Source organism: Bradyrhizobium sp. CFUWI, from assembly GCF_056429085.1.
In genome coordinates, this window is record NZ_JBWJZE010000002.1 from 757,206 (window position 1) to 776,241 (window position 19,036).

Sequence of the window (19,036 nt, forward strand, 5' to 3'; positions counted from 1 at the left end):
CCCGATGCGTATCCTGCTGCTATCGCATTCTTTCAACAGCCTGACGCAGCGCTTCCATATCGAGCTCCGCGAGCGCGGCCATGAGGTCTCGGTCGAGCTAGACATCCACGCCGACGTCACGCGGGAAAGCGTGGCGCTGTGCCGGCCGGACCTGGTGATCGCGCCGTTCCTCAAGCGGGCGATTCCCGAAGATGTCTGGCGCAGCGTGCGCTGCCTGATCGTGCATCCCGGCCCGCCCGGCGACCGCGGCCCGGCCGCGCTCGACTGGGCCATTCTCGACGGAGCAACCGAGTGGGGCGTCACCGTGCTACAGGCGGACGGCGAGTTCGATGCCGGTCCGGTCTGGGCGTTCCGCACGTTTCCGATGCGGCGCGCTGCGAAATCCAGCATCTACCGCAACGAGGTGACCCAATGCGCGGTCGAAGCGGTGCTGGAAGCCCTCGACGCGATCGAGGCGGGACGGCCGACGCCGCAGCCGATGCGTGCGAACGACGCACGCATTCGCGTGCGCGGTCCCTGCCGCCAGTCGGACCGGGCGATCGACTGGCAGCACGACACGACCGAGGCCGTGCTGCGCAAGATCAACAGCGCCGATGGCATGCCGGGCCTGGTCGACAGCCTGTTCTTCCAGGACGTGCGGCTGTTCGACGTCCATGAAGCGCGGGATATCTCCGGCATTCCTGGCACGATCGTGGCCCAATGCGATGGCGCTTTGGCCCGTGCGACGGTCGACGGAGCAGTCTGGATCGGCCATGTGCGGCAGCTCGCGCCGAAGAGCCTGAAGCGATCCGCGGCAAAGGTTTTCGCCGGACAGGCAGCCTGCCTGCCGCGGCGGCCGGATTGCGGCTATGCTCCGATTCAATATCGCGAGCACGGCGAGGTCGGCGAGTTGCAGTTCTCCTTCTACAACGGCGCCATGTCGACGGATGATTGTGAAGCGCTGCGGGATGCCTACCGCGCCGCGCTGGCGCGCCCGACCAAGGTGCTGCTCCTGACCGGTGGTTTCGATTATTGGTCGAACGGCATTCATCTGGCCGAGATCGAGGCCGCCGACGGTGCCGCCGATGAATCCTGGCGCAACATCAACGCCATCGACGATCTGGCGCGCGCGATCATCGAGACCACGGACCGCTTGGTAATATCGGTCATTCGCGGCAATGCGGGGGCGGGCGGCGTGTTCCTGAGCCTGGCGGCCGACGAGGTCTGGGCCAGCGATCAGATCGTGCTCAATCCGCATTACAAGGACATGGGAAATCTGTTCGGCTCCGAGTACTGGACCTATCTGTTGCCGCGTCGCGCGGGCGCCGGGAACGCGACCCGGATCACGCAGTGCCGGCTGCCGATGGGCGTCGCCGAGGCGCAGCGCCTCGGGATCGTCGACCGCGTCCTCGCACGCAACGAGCTGGCACGCGAAAGCCTCGTCAAGCTCGCAGCTGCTGCAGGCGCGGATCATGGCTTCGCGGCCCGTCTCGCCGACAAGAAAAGGCGCCGCGCGGAGGACGAGGCCGAAAAGCCCCTGCAAGCCTATCGTGACGAGGAGCTGCGGCGGATGAGGCTCAATTTCTACGGCTTCGATCCGAGCTACCACGTCGCCCGCTACAACTTCATCCACAAGGTGCCGAAGTCGCGCACGCCTCTGACCATCGCCAATCACCGGGCGCGGCGGACGACCGACCGGCAGAGAGCCGTGGTGGTGCCCTCATGAGCGTTCTGGGAACCATTCTCGTCGTCGACGACGAAGTCCGTTCGCAGGAAGCGCTGCGCCGCGTTCTCAGGGAGGATTTTGAGGTGCTGTGCGCCGGCAATGCGGCCGATGCGGAAAAGCTGCTGGAAGGCGAGATCGTCCACGCCATCCTGTGCGACCAGCGCATGCCGCACGAGTCGGGCGTGAGCTTCCTGAAGCGCGTGCGGGAGCTGTGGCCCGATCCGGTGCGGATGATCATCTCCGGCTATTCCGATTCGGAGGATATCATTGCGGGCCTCAACGAGGCCGGCATCTATCAATACATCACGAAGCCCTGGCAGCCGGAGCGGCTGGTCGACATCGTCAAGGAGGCGGTGCAGCTCTATCGCCTGCAGAAGGAGACGGAAACCGCCGGCGTCGACGTCAAGGCGACGCCGGGGCATATCAAGAAGGTCGTCTCGGTCAAGCGCGGGGTCGCCAAGCAGCTCTATGATTTCGACCGCATCGTGCATTCGCCGGAAAGTCCCATGCACAAGGTGATCGAGCTCGGCAGGCGCGCCGCAGACTACGACATCTCCGTGCTGATCACGGGCGAGTCCGGGACCGGCAAGGAGCTGCTTGCACGCGCGATTCACTACGGCTCGGCGCGCGCCAACAAGGCTTTCGTTGTCGAAAATTGCGGCGCGTTGCCGGACGAGCTGCTCGAAAGCGAGCTGTTCGGCTGCAAGAAGGGCGCCTTCACCGGCGCCTATCAGGACAGGATCGGCCTGTTCGAGGTCGCCGACGGCGGCACCATCTTCCTCGACGAGATCGGCGAGACCTCGCCGGCATTCCAGGTCAAGCTGTTGCGCGTTCTGCAGGAGAGCGAGATCAGGCCGCTCGGCGCGCAGCGGGTGCGCAAGGTCGACGTCCGTGTCGTGGCGGCGACCAACCGGGATCTCGAAGCCGAGGTCGAGGCCGGCCGCTTCCGGCGCGATCTCTACTATCGCCTGGCGGCGTTTCCCGTCCACATGCCGGCCTTGCGCGAGCGCCCGATGGATGTCTCGTTGATCGCCGAAGGGGTGCTGTCATCGGTGAAGACCTCCTTCAACCGGCCGGGCCTGCGCTTTGCCGCGTCCGCGCTCGAAGCGTTCGCCAGGTACCATTGGCCCGGCAACGTCCGCGAGTTGCAGAACGAGATCCAGCGCATGGTGGTGCTGGCGGACGCGGATGAATTGCAGGCGCCGCCGTTGCTCGGCCGGCGCAACGGCAAGCCGCCGGCGGCGGCGATCCAGGGCAAATTGAACGGCTCGGCGACCCTCAAGGACAAGGTGGAGGATCTGGAGAAGGCGGTTATCATCAGCACCCTGGAGCGGTACGAAGGCAATATCAGCCGGGTCGCCAACGAGCTCGGGTTGTCGCGTGTCGGGCTCAGGAACAAGCTGTCCAGGTATGATTTGAGGAAGAATGCCTGAGGTGACGCACCCCCCTGGAGCCAGCGAGCCCGAAACGCTGCTCAAGCTGATCGCCAAGCGTGGCGCGATGGAGCTCGATCAGGAGCGCGAGGGCGCCTGGATCGAGGTCATCCGCAAGATGGACGAGGTCTATTCCGACCTCCTCCGCTACGAGGTCGACCTCGAGCACAAGAATGCGGAGCTGGAGGAGGCGCAGGCCTTCGTCACCAACGTCATCGAATCCGTCTCCGACATCCTCATCGTCTGCGACGCGAAAGGGCTGGTGCAGCAGGTCAATTCCGCCTTCCAGCACACGCTCGGCTGCAGCGTGACGGACATCGTCGGCAGGAACATCGCCGACGTCATCGATATCAAGGACAGGGCCAAGCTGATCCCGCTGCTGAAGCCGCGCAGCGCCTCCGATGTCGTCGACGGCGAGCTGCGGTTTTCGGCCGAGAGCGGCAGCTCGGATCTGTTCGCCATCAACGCCTCTCCCCGCCACGATCATCGCGGACGCTTCATCGGCGTGGTGCTGACGGGCCGCCCGATCGGAGAGCTTCGCCGCGCCTATGAGGAGCTGCACAAGGCACATCACGAGTTGCAGCGTGCCCAGCGGCAACTGGTCGAGCAGGAGAAGATGGCCAGCCTCGGCCGTCTCGTTGCGGGCGTCGCGCACGAGCTGAACAATCCCATCAGTTTCGTCTATGGCAACGTCCATACCCTGATGCGCTACCGCACCGCGATCGCCGCCTATCTCGATGCGGTCCACGGCGAGGCCAAGGAGGACGACCTCGCGGCCAAGCGGCGGAGCCTGCGCATCGATGAGATCCTGGAGGATTTCGGTCCGCTGATCGAGGGCACGCTGGAAGGCGCGGTCCGCATCAGCGAAATCGTGAAGAATCTGCGCCGGCTGTCCTTCAGCAAGCTCGGCGAGGTCGAGCGCGTCAACATCGAGCGGCTCATCAACACCGCAGTGCTGTGGGCCGTGCGCACCAAGCAGGTGCGCTTCGACTTGCAGTTGGAGATCGAGCCGGAGCTCTGGGTCTGCGGCAACGAGGGGCAATTGCACCAGGTGATCGTCAATCTCGTGGAGAACGCGATCGACGCGATGCGCGGCACGGAAGCGCCGCGGCTGGTGGTCTCGGCGGTGCGCAGGGGCAACGAAATCCTGTTCCGGATCTCGGACAACGGACCGGGAATCGACAAGGATCACATCAGCCACATCTTCGAGCCGTTCTTCACGACAAAGCGGGTCGGCGAGGGCACGGGACTTGGCCTCTGGATCAGCTACGGCATCGTGCGCGAGCACGGCGGCGAGCTGGTCGCGGGCTATGGGCCCGAAGGCGGCGCGACCTTCTCGTTCGCGCTGCCGGCGGCCTAGGCGCGGGCTACGGGACCCGCGCCTGTGTCGCCCCGCTGTCAACCCGCTTCGCCGAAAATATTCCACTTTACCGAAATTCGGTTTTGGCGTATGTGTCGGGCCATCCCGGCTCATCCAGGAGGGGCGATCTCGAGGTCGTCTTGTTCGCGAGCCGGGCTTGCGGTGGACGCGGCAGCGTCGGCGCGAGAGGTGCGGGCAGGGCGGGTAGTCCCTGTGAGCCCGTGGCCGCGTGCGGACGAACGGCGCTGTCAGGCTTCGTCTCGCCTGTAAGTTTCCGGCTTCGTCGACAGGGCCGGGAAGACTGCGGCGACATGGCGGGCCGTGCGTACGGCAAAACCGTGTGGTCCTGGCCGTCGTTGCTACGGTCAAGCTTCCGCGAAGGTGCGAGCGAGCCCAACCGGGCAGACTGCATCATCTAATTCGCGGAGGCGAGGGAGGCCAGAAGGAAAGTTCGGCTCCCGGGAGAGCACGGCATAAGCCGTCCGACCACCGCGCAGGGAAGGCCGAGTGATTGGCCACACCTGTATGCTGCTGTGCGGTTCTCTCTGCGTGTGCATTTCGCGCAGCGGACCGCGGGTGCGAGCTGGCACCCGGCCTTCCCTGCGCCCTCTTGGCTTTGAGAGGGTCGAAGACGCAAGCAAAGCTCGGGCGAATTCAGCCGCGAGAGCGAGAAGGTATGCCCGTCGCCACACACGCGGTGTCATCGCCCGGTTCAACCGGGCGATCCAGTATTCCAGAGACGCTCGCGATTGAACCGAGAAGCCGCGGCGTACTGGATTCCCCGCCTTTCGCGGGGAATGACAGTGTTGCTTGGAGGACCAGCTATCGCCTCATCCTCCGTCATTGCGAGCGCAGCGACTTGTCCGCCGAAGCCTTCGCGAAGGCGGAAGCAATCCAGAAATGTGTCCGCAGAAATAGTCTGGATTGCTTCGTCGCAAGGGCTCCTCGCAATGACGGGGAGAGAGCATGTGCGCCACACTCCGCTCTCGTGCCCCGGACGCAGCGCAGCGCCGCTTTGGCGGTGCGCTGCTGAGCCGGGGCCCATGTCGCGGCATTGGACCGTGCCGCCCTGGGTCCCGGCTCTGCGCCGCAACGCTTGCGCGTTGCGGCTTGTCCGGGACACGGCAGAGGCGCCGACTCACTTGCGTGGATCTCGCAATGACGCGGAGGAGAGTGGGTGCATCCTATTGCCCGGACACGTCGCAGCATCCCAGCGATGCGGAGGAGGCGGGGCCAGCAGCATCATCCCGCACCCTTGCGGTGATTCAGGTATCGAAGCGCGAGCTTGATGAAATTGTGCACCACCATCGACGTCTCGTCCGCTCTGAAGACCAGAAACACGTCGGCCGTGGGCGGCGAGGGCCGGATCGGACGGAAGACGATGTCGGACGTGGTGAAGCGCGCGATCGATTGCGGCACGAGCGCCACGCCGAATCCCGCGGCGATCAGGCTTGGGATCGACTGGGCGTCGACGACCTGCTGGGACACCTTTGGCAGGAAGCCGGCATCGACACAGCAGGTCTGCACGTATCGTGCGAAATCGGAGCTATCGGGATCGAGGACGACGTGGTCCTCGGACGCGAGCTCGCCGAGCGCGATGCGCTTGCGGCGCGCCAGCTGATGGGTGCGGGGCATTGCAATGACGACCTCCTCCCGCCACGCGAGCTTGCTGGTCAGGTCGCGCTCGGCGGGAATTCCGCGAATGAGACAGATGTTGGTCGTGCGGCTGAGGAGCGCAGCGATCTGCAGCGCCGGCGCCTGCTCATGCACCGTCATCCTGACCCGCGGAGCGACCTTCCGGTAGGCCGCGAGCAGCTCTGCGAGACGGCCGCGCAGGATCGAGCCGGTCGCTCCGACATCCAGCGTTCCGATCAGGCCGGCGCCGATCGACCGCGCCTCGTCTTCCGCGGCTTTGACCTGTTGCAGGATGGCGCGTCCCCGCACCAGCATGGCCTCACCCGCCTGCGTCAACTCGACCCTGCGGCTGGTCCTGTAGAGCAGCTGGGTCCCGAGCTCTGCCTCGAGGGCCTGGATATGTTGGCTGAGCGGCGGCTGCGAGAGGTTCAGCCGCCGGGCGGCGAGGGTGAAGCTGCGCTCTTCGGCAACCGCGATGAAGTACCGGAGCTGGCGGAGATCCATAGCGAGAACCTATCAATCGTGTCGTTCTATATATTGGACTTGATGTCGCAGCCGGTCAACGAATGACCGATGGAGCCTTCCGAGCGTCCTGTCGCGGCGAAGCGCTCCGCACGCAGTCGACAATCTGCGGGTCGATCCAGCCGGTGCCGATGCTCCCATCGCGGGCCTGCAGACCCTTTGAACGCGGAGCGCTTGGGTTGGCAATGGTGACACTCTCGATCGAGCCTTTGACGAAGCAGGCGTTCGCTCCGTTCGGAGACGTCGTCGAAACGGAAGGCAACACGCCGCTATCGATCAACCAGGGCTACGCTCAGCGCTTCAACGGGCTTGCCAATATCGACGTTGCCGCGGAAGGCGGACAGGTCAACATCAGCTGGTTTGTCGCCTCGGTGCGGCCCGCGCCGATCGCGATCCGCCTGATGGAGCGCCATCCGCTTGGGAGCCAGATGTTCATGCCTCTGAACGGCGCCGACTGGCTGGTCGTTGTTTGCACGGACCCCGCCATCTCCGCGAGCTATCGGGCGTTCGCGGCAAAGGGCCACCAAGGCGTAAACTATGCCCGGAATTGCTGGCACCATCCGCTCCTGGTTCTCAAGGACGCAAGCGCGTTCCTCGTTGTCGACCGCAAGGGGGATGGCGCCAATCTCGAAGAACATTGGCTGAGCGAGCAGCTACAGCTCGGTGTCCTGTCGGCTGCAAGCTGATACGTCCCCATCGGTAACCTTCACGAGGCTTCATGATGTCATCGCGCACCTATCACGTACCGCAGGGCGGCCTTCCGTCGCAGACGGACCTGCTGAGCGGCCGCGCGGTCTTTACGAACGCATACGCCGTCATTCCCAGCGGTGTGCAACGCGATATCGTCGTCAGCCACCTGCCGCACTGGGACAACACGCGCCTGTGGGTGTTGGCGCGACCGCTGTCCGGCTTCGCCGAGACCTTCTCCCATTACCTCATGGAGATCGCGCCGGCCGGAGGAAGTGACATGCCCGAGCCGGACAAGGATGCCGAAGGGGCGTTGTTCGTCGCAGGCGGCACGTTGATTCTCAGCTTGGCAGAAGGTGAACGTGAGCTGAGGCCCGGCAGCTTCGCCTATCTGCCGCCCGGCTGCGCCTGGAGCGTTCGCAACCGCGGCCCTGGCCCTGCACAGGTTCACTGGATCCGCAAGCTGTACCAGCGCGTGCCGGGCTTGGCCGAGCCCGAGGCAATCGTGGCCAACGAAGATTCCATCGAGCCGGTCGCGATGCCGGGCACGGAGGGGAGGTGGGCCACGACCCGCTTCATCGATCCGGCCGATATGCGCCATGACATGCACATCAACATCGTGACGTTCGAGCCGGGGGCGACGATCCCCTTTGCCGAGACGCATGTCATGGAGCACGGGTTGTACGTGCTCGAAGGCAAGGCGGTCTACCGTCTCAATCAGGACTGGGTGGAGGTCGAGGCCGGCGACTACATGTGGCTGCGCGCCTTCTGCCCGCAGGCGTGCTACGCCGGAGGCCCCGGCCGCTTCCGCTATCTTCTCTACAAGGACGTCAACCGGCACATGAATTTGCGGCAGGGCCCGCCGCTGCTCTAGCCCCCGGCGGTCGCCGCGCGCGCGCCGTTGCGATCTAGTCGATCGCGGTGCGCGAGCGGCGGGGGCTGCTCTGAAGCTCGGGATAGCCGGTCAGCATCAGCTTGTCGGCGCGGACGCCCCAGCTCTCCAGGCGGTCGAGAAAGCTCATACCGAGCAGGTTGGTCTTCATCTGCCCGCGTTGGACGACGAGGGCCGGCACCGATTTTTCGACGAGATGGCCGACGGAAAGACGGTCGAGCGTGAGGCGGGCCGCCTTGGTATGGCCGCCCGCGGTTTCGAGATCGACATCGTATTCGAGCATCTCGAGCGGCAGCCCGATGGCTTTCGCGGTTTCCCAGGTCAGCACCACCGACGTCGCACCGGTATCGATCACCATCGGCGCTGCGACACCATTGATCTTTGCACGCAGTGCAAATTCGCCGCCCTGGCCGCGCGGGATCTGCACCGCGGGGGCGGGCGCCACCGTCTGCGCGCGAAAGATGTGCGAGACCTTGTGGCTGGCGCGCGCGATCTGTTCCGGATCGCCATAGGCGACGACCGCGCCTGCCGTGCCGGCGAGCATGGCGAGAACGAGCAGGAAGCGGATCATCGCGCGCCTCCGCAGGCGCGCACGCCGGTCAGGCGCGCTTGGGCAATGCCGCGATCGGCGCAAGCCCGGCTTCCGCCATGCGTCCCGGCAATACGGCCATGACGGCGTGCCGTTCCGCACTTTCCATGGCGTGCCAGCGCGCGATCTCGGGCAAGGTCCGGCCGCAGCCGAAGCACAGCTTGGTCCTGGGATCGATCATGCAGACGGCGACGCACGGCGTTTCTTTGCTCATTCGGACATAGTGGGGGATTGTCGGCCATCTCTGCAAGCTTCTGGTTAAGAGCCCGTACCGGCGCTCATGATCGGCTTGTGGCGCGGCCGGCGCTTCTCGTCGGGCAGCACGGAACCCTCCGGCTGGAGCGGCGGAGAATCATCCGACAGCGGCGCAAGCGCGCTCATCACGCGCTCCGGCGGGAAGGTGACGATCACCTCGGTGCCGATGCGCAGTTTCGATTTCAGCGTGAACGTGCCGCCGTGCAGGTCGATCAGATTCTTGGCGATCGGCAGGCCGAGGCCTGCGCCCTGTTCGGCCGACTTGATCGAGTTGGAGCCCTGGCCGAACGAGGCGAGCACGATCGGGATCTCGTCCTCGGGAATGCCGGAACCGGTATCCCTCACCGAGAGATATTGTCCGCCCGAAGCGGTCCAGCCGGCCTTGAGCCAGATCTCGCCGCCCTGCGGCGTGAACTTGATCGAGTTGGAGATCAGGTTGAGCACGACCTGGCGGATGGCGCGCTCGTCGGCCCAGAGCCGCGGCATGGCCTGCTCGAACACTTCGTGGATGGTGATGCCCCGGCTCGAGGCGCGCAGCTTCATCAGATGGTGGCAGTCGGCGACGACGCCGACCAGCGACACCGCTTCCTCGTTGAGCTCGTAGCGGCCGGCCTCGATCCGCGACAGGTCGAGGATCTCGTTGATGAGGTTGAGCAGGTGGACGCCGGAATTATGGATGTCGGCCGAATATTCCTTGTAGACCGGCACCGCATGCGCGCCGAAGATCTCGCTCTTCATCACCTCGGAAAAACCGAGGATGGCGTTCAGCGGCGTGCGCAGCTCGTGGCTCATCTGCGCCAGGAAGCGCGACTTGGCGACGTTGGCGGATTCGGCGCGGTGGCGCGCTTCGTCCGAGATCGCCTTTGCCTGTTCGAGCTCGCCGATCAGCGCGTCCTTCTCGGCGCGCGCCTCCAGCGTCGCGAAGGTGGAGGAGTGCAGGCGATGCGCCAGCAGCACGAAATAGCCTTCGGCGGCGAGCGCGAGAGCGGCCAGGATGTAATTGTCGAGCGAGCCGGTGATCGCAAAGCTCAGCGCCATGGCGACCGCGACGGGAGCGGTGGCGGCAAGGGCAGCGATCGGCAAGTTCGCGGCGACCATGCTCGATACTGCGATCACCAGCAGCATCAGGAACATCATCAGCGTTTCCGTGACCATGTCGACCACGGGATGGATCAGGATCGCCATCCAGCACAGGCCATAGAGCAGATCGAGCACGACGAAGCGCGTCCGCCATGCGCGCGTCGCCGCGGGCGAGGCGGGCTCGGTCAGGAAGCGCCGGCAGCTGCGGATCATCGCCGCGTGGATACAGAGCATGCCGACGGTCCAGGCGGCGGGGGGGATCGGCTGCATCCACAGCCCGAACAGCAACCCGGTCGCGACCACCAGTAGCATCACGACATAGGAAGCCGACAGCCGGGTCTGGGCGTATTGCCGCAGCATCTCGGCATCGAAGGCCGGTCGGGTTCCGCTGGTCGAGGTTAACTTGTCGCGCGCCTCGCGCACCCGCTGCGCCGCAGCCCTTCGGCTGCTCGCCGATGGAGCGCTCACCGGCTCGGCCGGAAGCTGCACAACCTCAGGCTTTTCAGCGGGGTTACTCATCAAGCAACAACGATTCCTGCCCACGCCGGACGCGGGCCTTCTGCATTGTCTATCTCTGGCAAGAAATCCTTAAGAGGTGACTTAAGGAGCTAAAGAATTACGTTAACGGGGCGTTAATTTGGATCTCGCCCGCGCCCCTTCAGTGCAGCGCCGCGTACTGCACGATGTAGACCATAGCTCCCGCCAGATAGCCCACCAGCGCGGGGCCCGCGATGCGGCGGGCGTACCAGAAGAACTCGATCTTCTCGAGCCCCATGGCGGCAACGCCCGCGGCCGAGCCGATGATCAGGATCGAGCCGCCGGTTCCGGCGCAATAGGCGATGAACTCCCAGAGGAAGCTGTCCGGCGGATGTTGTACCAGATTGTACATGCCCATCGTCGCGGCGACGAGCGGCACGTTGTCGATGATCGCGCTGAGGAGGCCGAGCAGGATTACAATGACGTCCAGACGGCCGACCGTGGCGTCCAGCCATTTCGCGAGCAGCTCGAGCACGCGGGCATGCTCGAGACACGCGACCGCCATCAGGATACCGACGAAGAACACGATCGAGCTCATGTCGATGCGCGCCAGCGCATGGACGAGGGTGAGGGGACGGCGCGCATCCTCGTCCTTGTGGCGGTGGACGATCTCGCCAACCAGCCAGAGGATGCCCAGCCCGAAAAGGATGCCCATGAACGGCGCGAGGTGCGTCACGGCCTTGAAGACCGGCACGGCAACCAGGGTGCCGAGGCCGAGATAGAACATCAAATTGCGCTCGAACAGCTCGACCCTGAGTGCCTTCGCTTGTTCCTGCAGCGGGGGGGCGATCTCCTTGCCCCTCAGCGAATAGCCGATGATGAACAGCGGTAGCAGCAGGTTGAGCAGCGACGGCAGGAACACCGCCTTCATGATGTTGACCGGAGTGATCTGGCCCCCGATCCAGAGCATCGTGGTGGTGACGTCGCCGATCACGGTCCAGGCGCCGCCGGCATTGGCGGCAATCACGATGATGGACGCAAACAGCAGGCGATCGCTCTTGTTGCCGATCAGCTTCTGGATCAGCGAGATCATCACGATGGTGGTCGTCAGATTGTCGAGGATCGCGCTCAGGAAGAACGTCACGAAGCCGATGATCCACATCAGCGTGGTCTGCTTCGTGGTGCGGATGACCGAGGTGATGACCTCGAAGCCGTTGTGGGCGTCGATCACCTCGACGATCGTCATGGCGCCGATCAGGAAGAAGACGATCTGCGCGGTCGAGGCCACGGATTCGTCGAGCTGGTGGTTGACGAGCGAGGCGTCGCCGACGGACATCGCGTAGATGGTCCAGAGCAGGCCCGCCCCCAGCAGAGCCGAGGCGCTCTTGTTGACGCCGAGCGGATGTTCGAGCGCGATGGCAGCATAGGCAACGATGAAAACGGCGGCTATCGCGCTCAGCAAGTCAGTCCCCCCGGAATTCGTTTTTCGGCTCGATGCGGGCCTCGTCGCGGCGCGAGTGCGGCGTCGAGGCCAATGATGGTCGCAGCTGCCCGGCCGCGACCGTCGACACGTTCGTCAGCGTTGCAGGCGCGCGAGCAGGCTCGACGTGTCCCAGCGCTTGCCGCCCATCTTCTCGACCTCGGAATAGAACTGGTCGACCAGCGCCGTCACAGGCAGGTTGGCGCCGTTGCGGCGGGCTTCAGCGATCGCGATCGAGAGGTCCTTGCGCATCCATTCGACCGCGAAGCCGAAATCGTACTTGTCCTCGTTCATGGTCTTGTAGCGATTTTCCATCTGCCAGGACTGCGCGGCCCCTTTCGAGATGGTCTCGATCACTGCGGCGACGTCGAGGCCGCTCTTCTTGGCGAAGTGGATACCCTCGGAGAGACCCTGCACCAGACCGGCGATGCAGATCTGGTTGACCATCTTCGTCAGCTGGCCGCTTCCGGCGGGCCCGAGCAGCTTGCACATCCGCGCATAGGCGCCCGTGATGATCGGCTCGGCGCCGGAATAGGCATCGGGCGCACCGCCGCACATCACCGTCAGCACGCCATTCTCGGCGCCGGCCTGGCCGCCGGAGACCGGTGCGTCGACGAATTTGAAGCCCGCCTTGGCGGCGGCTGCGTCCAGCTCACGCGCGACCTCGGCGGATGCGGTGGTGTGATCGACGAAGGTCGCACCCTTCATCATGCCGGCGAAGGCGCCGTCGGCGCCGATCGTGACCGCGCGCAGGTCGTTGTCGTTGCCGACGCAGCACATCACGAAATCCTGGCCTTCGGCGGCCGCCTTCGGGGTCGCCGCGGTCTTGCCGCCGAACTTGTCCGCCCATTCCTTCGCCTTGGCCGCGGTGCGGTTGTAGACGGTGACCTCATGGCCCCCTTTTTTCACGAGGTGTCCGGCCATGGGGAAGCCCATGACGCCGAGACCGAGGAAAGCGACTTTAGCCATGTGTGGTACCTTGTCCGTAGTTTTGAGTTTTACGGTTGTATCCGGGCGAGGGCGCCGGGCGGCACCCTCGAAGTTCCGCTGCGAGGGCGGATCGGAGGCGCACCATAAACCGTTAAGCCGGGAGGGCAACGGCTTCGTTTGGCGGCCCCCTGTGCTAGGATGGCGGGACCCAAGAACTTCGAAAAAGGGAGCGAGAGCATGGGCGGTGTGAGCGTTGGCGTCCTCGATCATTTCAACATCCGGACCCGGAATCTGGCCGAGACTGTCCGCTTCTACGAGGACGTGCTGGGCCTGGAAAAAGGCGCCCGGCCGAATTTCGCCTTCCCCGGCGCCTGGATGTACAGCGATGGCCGGGCGGTGGTGCACCTGGTCGATATTTCCGCGACGGCGGAGCCGCAGAAGCCGGATTCCGGCGTCGTCCATCATGTCGCCTTCGTCAGCCGCGGCTTCGACGGCATGAAGCAGCGGCTGGCCTCCAAGGGGATGAAGTTCGACTCCCGCCAGGTGCCCGGCGGCGACCTCTGGCAGATCTTCGTTCACGACCCCAACGGGGTCATGATCGAGCTGAATTACGAGGCCGCCAAGGAGCAGGGGGCGGCGCCCGCCGAGATGGCTGACGATATCGGCAGGCAGTAGCCTTTTGGCCGTTTCCGCTCTAATGGGGCATCCTAAAGTCTCGAGCCTGACCTTGCCGGAAAGCCGCTTCCCGCTTTGCGCTGGCGCGGCCCTCCGGGTCCGGATCAGGCTCCGTTCAGGAGATGCGCTTTGAGCGTGACGCAGCAACAGGTTCTCGACAGCCTCGCCAGGATCAAGTCGCCCCGCGGGGTCGCGCTTACCAATGCCAATGTGCTGAGCGCGATCAGCGCGTCCGACGGCAAGGTGTTCTTCTCGATCAATGTCGACGCCGCCGAGGCCAGGGCCTGGGAATCCATCCGGGCCGAGGCCGAGGCCGCCGTGCGCAGCATCCCCGGCGTCACTACCGTCATGGTGGCACTGACCGCCGAGCGCAAGCCGGGCTCCGCACCGCCGCCGCCTCCGCAACCCAGTCGCGGCGCGCCGGGCGTGCAGCCGGCCCATGCCCACAAGCCGCCGCAGGGAGGCGGCTCGCCCATGGCGCGGCAGTCGGAGATCCCGGGCGTCGCCGCCGTGATCGCAGTCGCCTCCGGCAAGGGCGGCGTCGGCAAGTCGACCACCGCGCTGAACCTGGCGCTCGGCCTGCGCGATCTCGGCCTCAAGGTCGGGCTGCTCGATGCCGACATCTACGGCCCCTCGGTGCCGCGCCTGACCGGCCTGCGCGACAAGCCGGAGCTGAACGACGAGCGCAAGATGATTCCGCTTCGGCGCTTCGGCCTCGCCATCATGTCGATCGGTTTCCTGGTCGAGGAAGAGACCGCGATGATCTGGCGCGGTCCCATGGTGATGTCGGCGGTGACGCAGATGCTGCGCGACGTCGAATGGGGCAAGCTCGACGTTCTCGTCGTCGACATGCCGCCGGGTACCGGCGATGCCCAGCTCACCCTGGCGCAGAACGTGCCGCTCAAGGGCGCGGTGATCGTCTCGACCCCGCAGGACCTGTCCCTGATCGACGCGCGGCGCGGACTTGCCATGTTCAAGAAGGTCAACGTGCCCGTGCTCGGCATCGTCGAGAACATGAGCTATTTCCAGTGCCCGCATTGCGGCACGCGGTCGGACATTTTCGGCCATGGCGGTGCGCGGCACGAGGCCGAGAAGCTCGAGGTGCCGTTCCTCGGCGAGATCCCGCTGCACATGGCGATTCGCGCCACTTCGGACGCCGGCAACCCCGTCGTCGACAGCGAGCCGGACGGTCCCCATGCGGCCATCTACCGCGCCATTGCAGGGCAGGTCCGGGACCAGCTCAAGGGCGTCATCGCGGCAGCCTGAGCGCCGCCGGAGCGCCTCCTCGTCCCTTTGGGGGACATGCGACTTTCGTAGACCCCCGTCATGCCATTGTCGCGTTCCGAAAACGGGCCTTCCGTGTTAAAGGCCCACCGCAGTCAAGCCCCTTCGGTTCGACGCGGCCCTGTCGCGTCGCTGGAATCAGCGGCGGCAAAAGAGAAGTTCAAGGGGAAACGCCCCAGCAAGGAGAGACCTGAAGATGAAGCGTCGTGATTTTCTGAAAGTGTCGGCAGCAGGCGCGGCGGCGACCGCAGTGGCCTCACCGGCGATCGCGCAGTCCTCGCCCGAGGTGAAGTGGCGCCTGACTTCGAGCTTCCCGAAGTCGCTCGATACCATCTACGGCGGTGCCGAGCAGGTGTCGAAGTACGTCGCCGAGATGACCGACAACAAATTCCAGATCCAGGTGTTCGCCGCCGGTGAGCTCGTTCCCGGCCTGCAGGCGCTCGATGCGACCTCCAGCGCCACGGTCGAAATGTGCCACACCGTGTCCTACTACTACGTCGGCAAGGACCCGACCTTCGCGATCTTCGCCTCGGTGCCGTTCGGCCTCAATGCGCGCCAGCAGAATTCGTGGCTCTTCCAGGGCGGCGGCAACGAGCTCGCCAACGAGTTCTTCAAGAAGTCGAACGTGATCGGCTTCCCCTGCGGCAACACCGGCGCGCAGATGGGAGGCTGGTTCCGCAAGGAGATCAAGACCGTCGCCGACCTCTCCGGCCTCAAGATGCGCATCGGCGGCATCGCCGGCCAGGTGTTTCAGAAGGTCGGCGTGGTGCCGCAGCAGCTCGCCGGCGGCGACATCTATCCGGCGCTGGAAAAAGGCACCATCGACGCCGCCGAGTGGGTCGGCCCCTACGATGACGAGAAGCTCGGCTTCGCCAAGGTCGCCAAGTACTACTATTATCCGGGCTTCTGGGAAGGCGGTCCCACCGTCCACGCCTTCGCCAACCTGGAGAAGTTCAACGCGCTGCCGAAGAACTACCAGGCCATCCTCGCCAACGCGACCACCCACGCCAATACCTGGATGGCCGCGCGCTACGACATGCAGAACCCGGCGGCGCTGAAGCGCCTGGTTGCCGGCGGCACCCAGCTTCGCCCCTTCACCAACGAAGTGCTGGAAGCCTGCCTCAAGGCGACCAACGAACTCTGGGCCGAGGTCTCGGCCAAGAACGCCGACTTCAAGAAGGTGATTGACGCCATGCAGGCCTACCGCTCCGACGAATATCTGTGGTGGCAGGTTGCCGAATATACCTACGACAGCTTCATGATCCGCTCGCGCACGCGCGGCTGATCTGCGGCTTGAGTCGCAGGACCAAATTGCCCGGCCTCGCTCGCGAGGCCGGGCTTTTTCTTTGCCGCAGTGCGATCGGGATGGCATTCGGCCGCGGCTTGCGTCATGCTGGCCCCAAGCCTCGACAAGAAGGCCCACAATCACTGGTACATCAGGGCAGGAAATCATGAAGAGAAGAGACTTCATCAAGGTCACAGGACTTGGCGCGGCCGGCGCCGCCACGCTCGCGGCTCCCGCGATCGCGCAATCGATGCCGGAAATCAAATGGCGTATGCCGACGAGCTGGCCGAAGTCGCTCGACACGCTGTTTGGCGGGGCCGAGATGATGTGCAAGATGGTCGCTGAGGCGACCGACAACAAATTCCAGATCCAGATCTTCGCGGCCGGCGAGATCGTCCCCGGCCTCCAGGTGCTCGACGCCGTGCAGAACGGCACCTGCGAAATCGGCCACACCGCCTCCTACTATTATTTCGGCAAGGATCCGACCTTCACCTTCGGTTCGGCCGTGCCGTTCGGCCCCAACATGCGCATCAACCAGGCCTGGTACATGCTGGGCGGCGGCCGCGACGTGCTCAACGAATTCTACAAGAGCTACAACGTCGTCTCGCTGCTCGCGGGCAACACCGGCTGCCAGATGGGCGGCTGGTTCAGGAAAGAGGTCAACACGCCCGACGATCTCAGGGGCATGAAATTCCGCATTGGTGGTTTCACCGGCCGCGTGCTCCAGAAGCTCGGTGTGGTGCCGCAGCAGCTCGCCGGCGGCGACATCTATCCCGCGCTGGAGAAGGGCACCATCGACGCCGCCGAATGGGTCGGCCCCTATGACGACGAGAAGCTCGGCTTCTACAAGATCGCGCCGCACTACTACTATCCCGGCTGGTGGGAAGGCGGACCGATGCTGATGGCCTTCGTCAACCTCGACAAGTGGAACGCGCTGCCGAAATATTACCAGAGCGTGCTGGAGCAGGCCGGCCACTACGCCAACAACTACATGATGGCACGCTATGACAATGCCAATCCGCTGGCGTTGAAGAAGCTGCTCGCGGGCGGCACCAAGCTGCATGCTTTCTCGCCGTCGATCATGGATGCCTGCTACAAGGCCGCCAAGGAGCTGCACGCCGAAGTCGCTGCGACCAACCCCAACTTCAAGAAGGTGCACGACTCGCTCGCCAAGTTCACGAGCGACGGCTACTCATGGTTCCAGGTCGCCGAGGTCGGCTACGACATCTTCATGGCGCGGCGCTCGCAGAGCTGATCACGCCATCTCTCGCAGGCAGCGCCCCGGTGCGAAAGCTCCGGGGCGCTGTCATGTCTGGAAGGGCCCAGGCTTGAAAACCGAAAAACAACCCCATGCACAGGTAGCCAACGGCTTGATAAGTCATCGGAAAAAATGTATGACCCGCCCCGCCCGTGCAAGGTCGTTTAATGAGGACGATGCAGTCTGCACAAATGTATCCGGCCTCTTGCAAGTGGGCCGCTGTTGCGGCCAGGCCATGATGAGATCCGCGCGTGCCGTTCCCAGATAAATGGTTCGGGCTCGAAGCCCGCTTTTTTGCACAGGGTTTACGGCGCGCCGATCGACTGTTTCGTCATCACCTTCACGAACCTCGCAGTCTGGAACAAACGGGATCAGCTAAAGGCCGGATCCCGCCGTTCATAGCTTGCGCCGGGCTTGGTCATCACCACCCATGCGATCCGCGCAATCTTGGCCGCCAAGGCGACGGTGACCTTGTTAGTGTGCATGCGTGCCTGAAGTCCATCAAGCCACGCGCCAAGGCGATATCGCGAGCGATCAAGATGAGTCACGCAGGAACGGGCGCCATGGATGATCATCCGGCGCAGATATCGATTGCCGCGCTTGCTTATCCCCAGCAGCTTCGTTTTGCCTCCCGTAGAATATTCTCTCGGGACAAGACCTAGCCAAGCTGCCATATCGCGGGCCCTTTTGAACTGGCGGGCAGATCCAGCTGCTGCCAAAAGCGCCGTCGCGGCCAGCGGACCAATGCCAGGGATGGTCATCAATCGACGTGCGGTATCGCTTTGAGAGGCAATTGCCTCAATCTCGCGGTTGACCTCGGCAATCCGCAGCTCCAGCTGCCGCAGCTCGTCAAATGTAGATGCAAGAATGCGACGCATCGCCGAGGTTAGATCATTCGACTGATCGGCCAAAACCCTCGGCAGATCAGCCTTGAACTTGCCGGCGCCCTGGTGAATAGCGATCCCATATTCCAGGCAAAAAGCGCGCATCTGATTGATGAGGCACGTCCGTTGCGACATCATCCGATCGCGAACACGATGCAGCGCTTGCAGGTCAATGTGCTCAGGCGACCTTAGCTCGACGAAGCGCATCGTTGGTCTCGTCACGGCTTCGGCGATCGCCGCGGCATCGATGAGGTCATTTTTGTTGGATTTCACATATGGCTTCACGAATTGAGCTGGGATAATGCGAACGGTGTGCCCCATGGCGGCGATCTTGCGGGCCAACCATTGCGAGCCGGAGCAGGCCTCCATCCCCACCAAAGCCGGTCCTGCACGTTCGAAGAACTGCAAGAGCGTATCGCGCCGAAAGGTCGCCTTCTGGATCGGCATTCCGGCGGCGTCGAGCCCAACGACGTGGAAAAAGTTCTTGCCAATGTCGATCCCAAACACCGTTGCCGGCCTGGGCTTGTTCCGTGTCCTCATTGCTTCCTCCTTTCAAAAGCCAACTCAGTCTGACTGAGAGGACGGGGCGGGTCATCCCATTAATG

Annotated in this window: 16 protein-coding genes; 9 read left to right on the forward strand and 7 right to left on the reverse strand. The window is 64.4% G+C overall.

Annotated elements, in window-relative coordinates; all coding sequences use genetic code 11:
• Positions 1–4 precede the first annotated feature (4 nt).
• From AC066S_RS07250 to AC066S_RS07260, 3 genes are read left to right on the forward strand one after another with little or no spacing between them, the layout of a single operon-like run.
• On the forward strand, positions 5–1,705 hold the full coding sequence (locus tag AC066S_RS07250) for a hydrogenase maturation protein (protein ID WP_478269309.1): 1,701 nt from the start codon (positions 5–7) through the stop codon (positions 1,703–1,705).
• Positions 1,702–3,138 carry a sigma-54-dependent transcriptional regulator gene (locus tag AC066S_RS07255; protein ID WP_028135622.1) on the forward strand — a complete coding sequence of 479 codons (1,437 nt, stop codon included), beginning with the start codon at positions 1,702–1,704 and terminating at the stop codon, positions 3,136–3,138. Before AC066S_RS07250 ends, AC066S_RS07255 begins: the two co-directional genes overlap by 4 nt.
• Complete coding sequence (locus AC066S_RS07260; RefSeq protein WP_478269310.1) at positions 3,131–4,498, forward strand: sensor histidine kinase; 1,368 nt, start codon at positions 3,131–3,133, stop codon at positions 4,496–4,498. Before AC066S_RS07255 ends, AC066S_RS07260 begins: the two co-directional genes overlap by 8 nt.
• A 1,242-nt stretch (positions 4,499–5,740) precedes the next feature.
• Here the strand turns inward: AC066S_RS07260 and AC066S_RS07265 are convergent.
• Positions 5,741–6,637, reverse strand: coding sequence for a LysR substrate-binding domain-containing protein (locus tag AC066S_RS07265; RefSeq protein ID WP_478269311.1), 897 nt, complete (start codon positions 6,635–6,637; stop codon positions 5,741–5,743).
• A gap of 203 nt (positions 6,638–6,840) precedes the next feature.
• Between AC066S_RS07265 and AC066S_RS07270 the strand changes: the two genes are divergently transcribed.
• Both AC066S_RS07270 and AC066S_RS07275 read left to right on the forward strand, forming a co-directional pair.
• Positions 6,841–7,341 (forward strand): ureidoglycolate lyase, encoded by a 501-nt coding sequence (locus tag AC066S_RS07270; RefSeq protein ID WP_478269334.1) that lies wholly within the window; start codon positions 6,841–6,843, stop codon positions 7,339–7,341.
• Positions 7,342–7,376: 35 nt separating this feature from the next.
• Entirely contained in the window at positions 7,377–8,216 is an 840-nt protein-coding gene (locus tag AC066S_RS07275) for a bifunctional allantoicase/(S)-ureidoglycine aminohydrolase (protein ID WP_126261594.1), read from the forward strand.
• Positions 8,217–8,250: 34 nt separating this feature from the next.
• Here the strand turns inward: AC066S_RS07275 and AC066S_RS07280 are convergent, their stop codons facing one another.
• The 5 genes from AC066S_RS07280 to AC066S_RS07300 form a co-directional block, all read right to left on the reverse strand.
• Positions 8,251–8,805: a TIGR02281 family clan AA aspartic protease gene (locus AC066S_RS07280; protein ID WP_135168316.1), complete on the reverse strand. Its 555-nt coding sequence runs from the start codon at positions 8,803–8,805 to the stop codon at positions 8,251–8,253.
• Positions 8,806–8,833: 28 nt separating this feature from the next.
• Entirely contained in the window at positions 8,834–9,037 is a 204-nt protein-coding gene (locus AC066S_RS07285) for a DUF1289 domain-containing protein (RefSeq protein WP_478269312.1), read from the reverse strand.
• A 44-nt stretch (positions 9,038–9,081) separates the two neighbouring features.
• Positions 9,082–10,677: a sensor histidine kinase gene (locus tag AC066S_RS07290; protein ID WP_478269313.1), complete on the reverse strand. Its 1,596-nt coding sequence runs from the start codon at positions 10,675–10,677 to the stop codon at positions 9,082–9,084.
• 139 nt (positions 10,678–10,816) lie between these two features.
• Positions 10,817–12,097 (reverse strand): sodium:proton antiporter NhaD, encoded by a 1,281-nt coding sequence (nhaD, locus tag AC066S_RS07295; RefSeq protein ID WP_478269314.1) that lies wholly within the window; start codon positions 12,095–12,097, stop codon positions 10,817–10,819.
• A gap of 114 nt (positions 12,098–12,211) precedes the next feature.
• On the reverse strand, positions 12,212–13,084 hold the full coding sequence (locus AC066S_RS07300) for an NAD(P)-dependent oxidoreductase (RefSeq protein WP_478269315.1): 873 nt from the start codon (positions 13,082–13,084) through the stop codon (positions 12,212–12,214).
• 198 nt (positions 13,085–13,282) lie between these two features.
• Here AC066S_RS07300 and AC066S_RS07305 point away from each other — a divergent pair, with 198 nt between their 5' ends.
• The 4 genes from AC066S_RS07305 (at position 13,283) to AC066S_RS07320 (ending at position 17,544) form a co-directional block, all read left to right on the forward strand.
• On the forward strand, positions 13,283–13,720 hold the full coding sequence (locus AC066S_RS07305; protein WP_126261533.1) for a VOC family protein: 438 nt from the start codon (positions 13,283–13,285) through the stop codon (positions 13,718–13,720).
• 129 nt (positions 13,721–13,849) lie between these two features.
• On the forward strand, positions 13,850–14,986 hold the full coding sequence (locus AC066S_RS07310; RefSeq protein WP_028135633.1) for an Mrp/NBP35 family ATP-binding protein: 1,137 nt from the start codon (positions 13,850–13,852) through the stop codon (positions 14,984–14,986).
• 214 nt (positions 14,987–15,200) lie between these two features.
• On the forward strand, positions 15,201–16,289 hold the full coding sequence (locus AC066S_RS07315; RefSeq protein ID WP_478269316.1) for a TRAP transporter substrate-binding protein: 1,089 nt from the start codon (positions 15,201–15,203) through the stop codon (positions 16,287–16,289).
• A gap of 166 nt (positions 16,290–16,455) precedes the next feature.
• Positions 16,456–17,544, forward strand: coding sequence for a TRAP transporter substrate-binding protein (locus AC066S_RS07320; protein ID WP_126261536.1), 1,089 nt, complete (start codon positions 16,456–16,458; stop codon positions 17,542–17,544).
• A gap of 374 nt (positions 17,545–17,918) precedes the next feature.
• On the opposite strand, the gene AC066S_RS07325 is transcribed toward AC066S_RS07320, so the two are convergent.
• Positions 17,919–18,971, reverse strand: coding sequence for an IS110 family RNA-guided transposase (locus AC066S_RS07325; protein WP_126262250.1), 1,053 nt, complete (start codon positions 18,969–18,971; stop codon positions 17,919–17,921).
• Between the last annotated feature and the right edge of the window lie 65 nt (positions 18,972–19,036).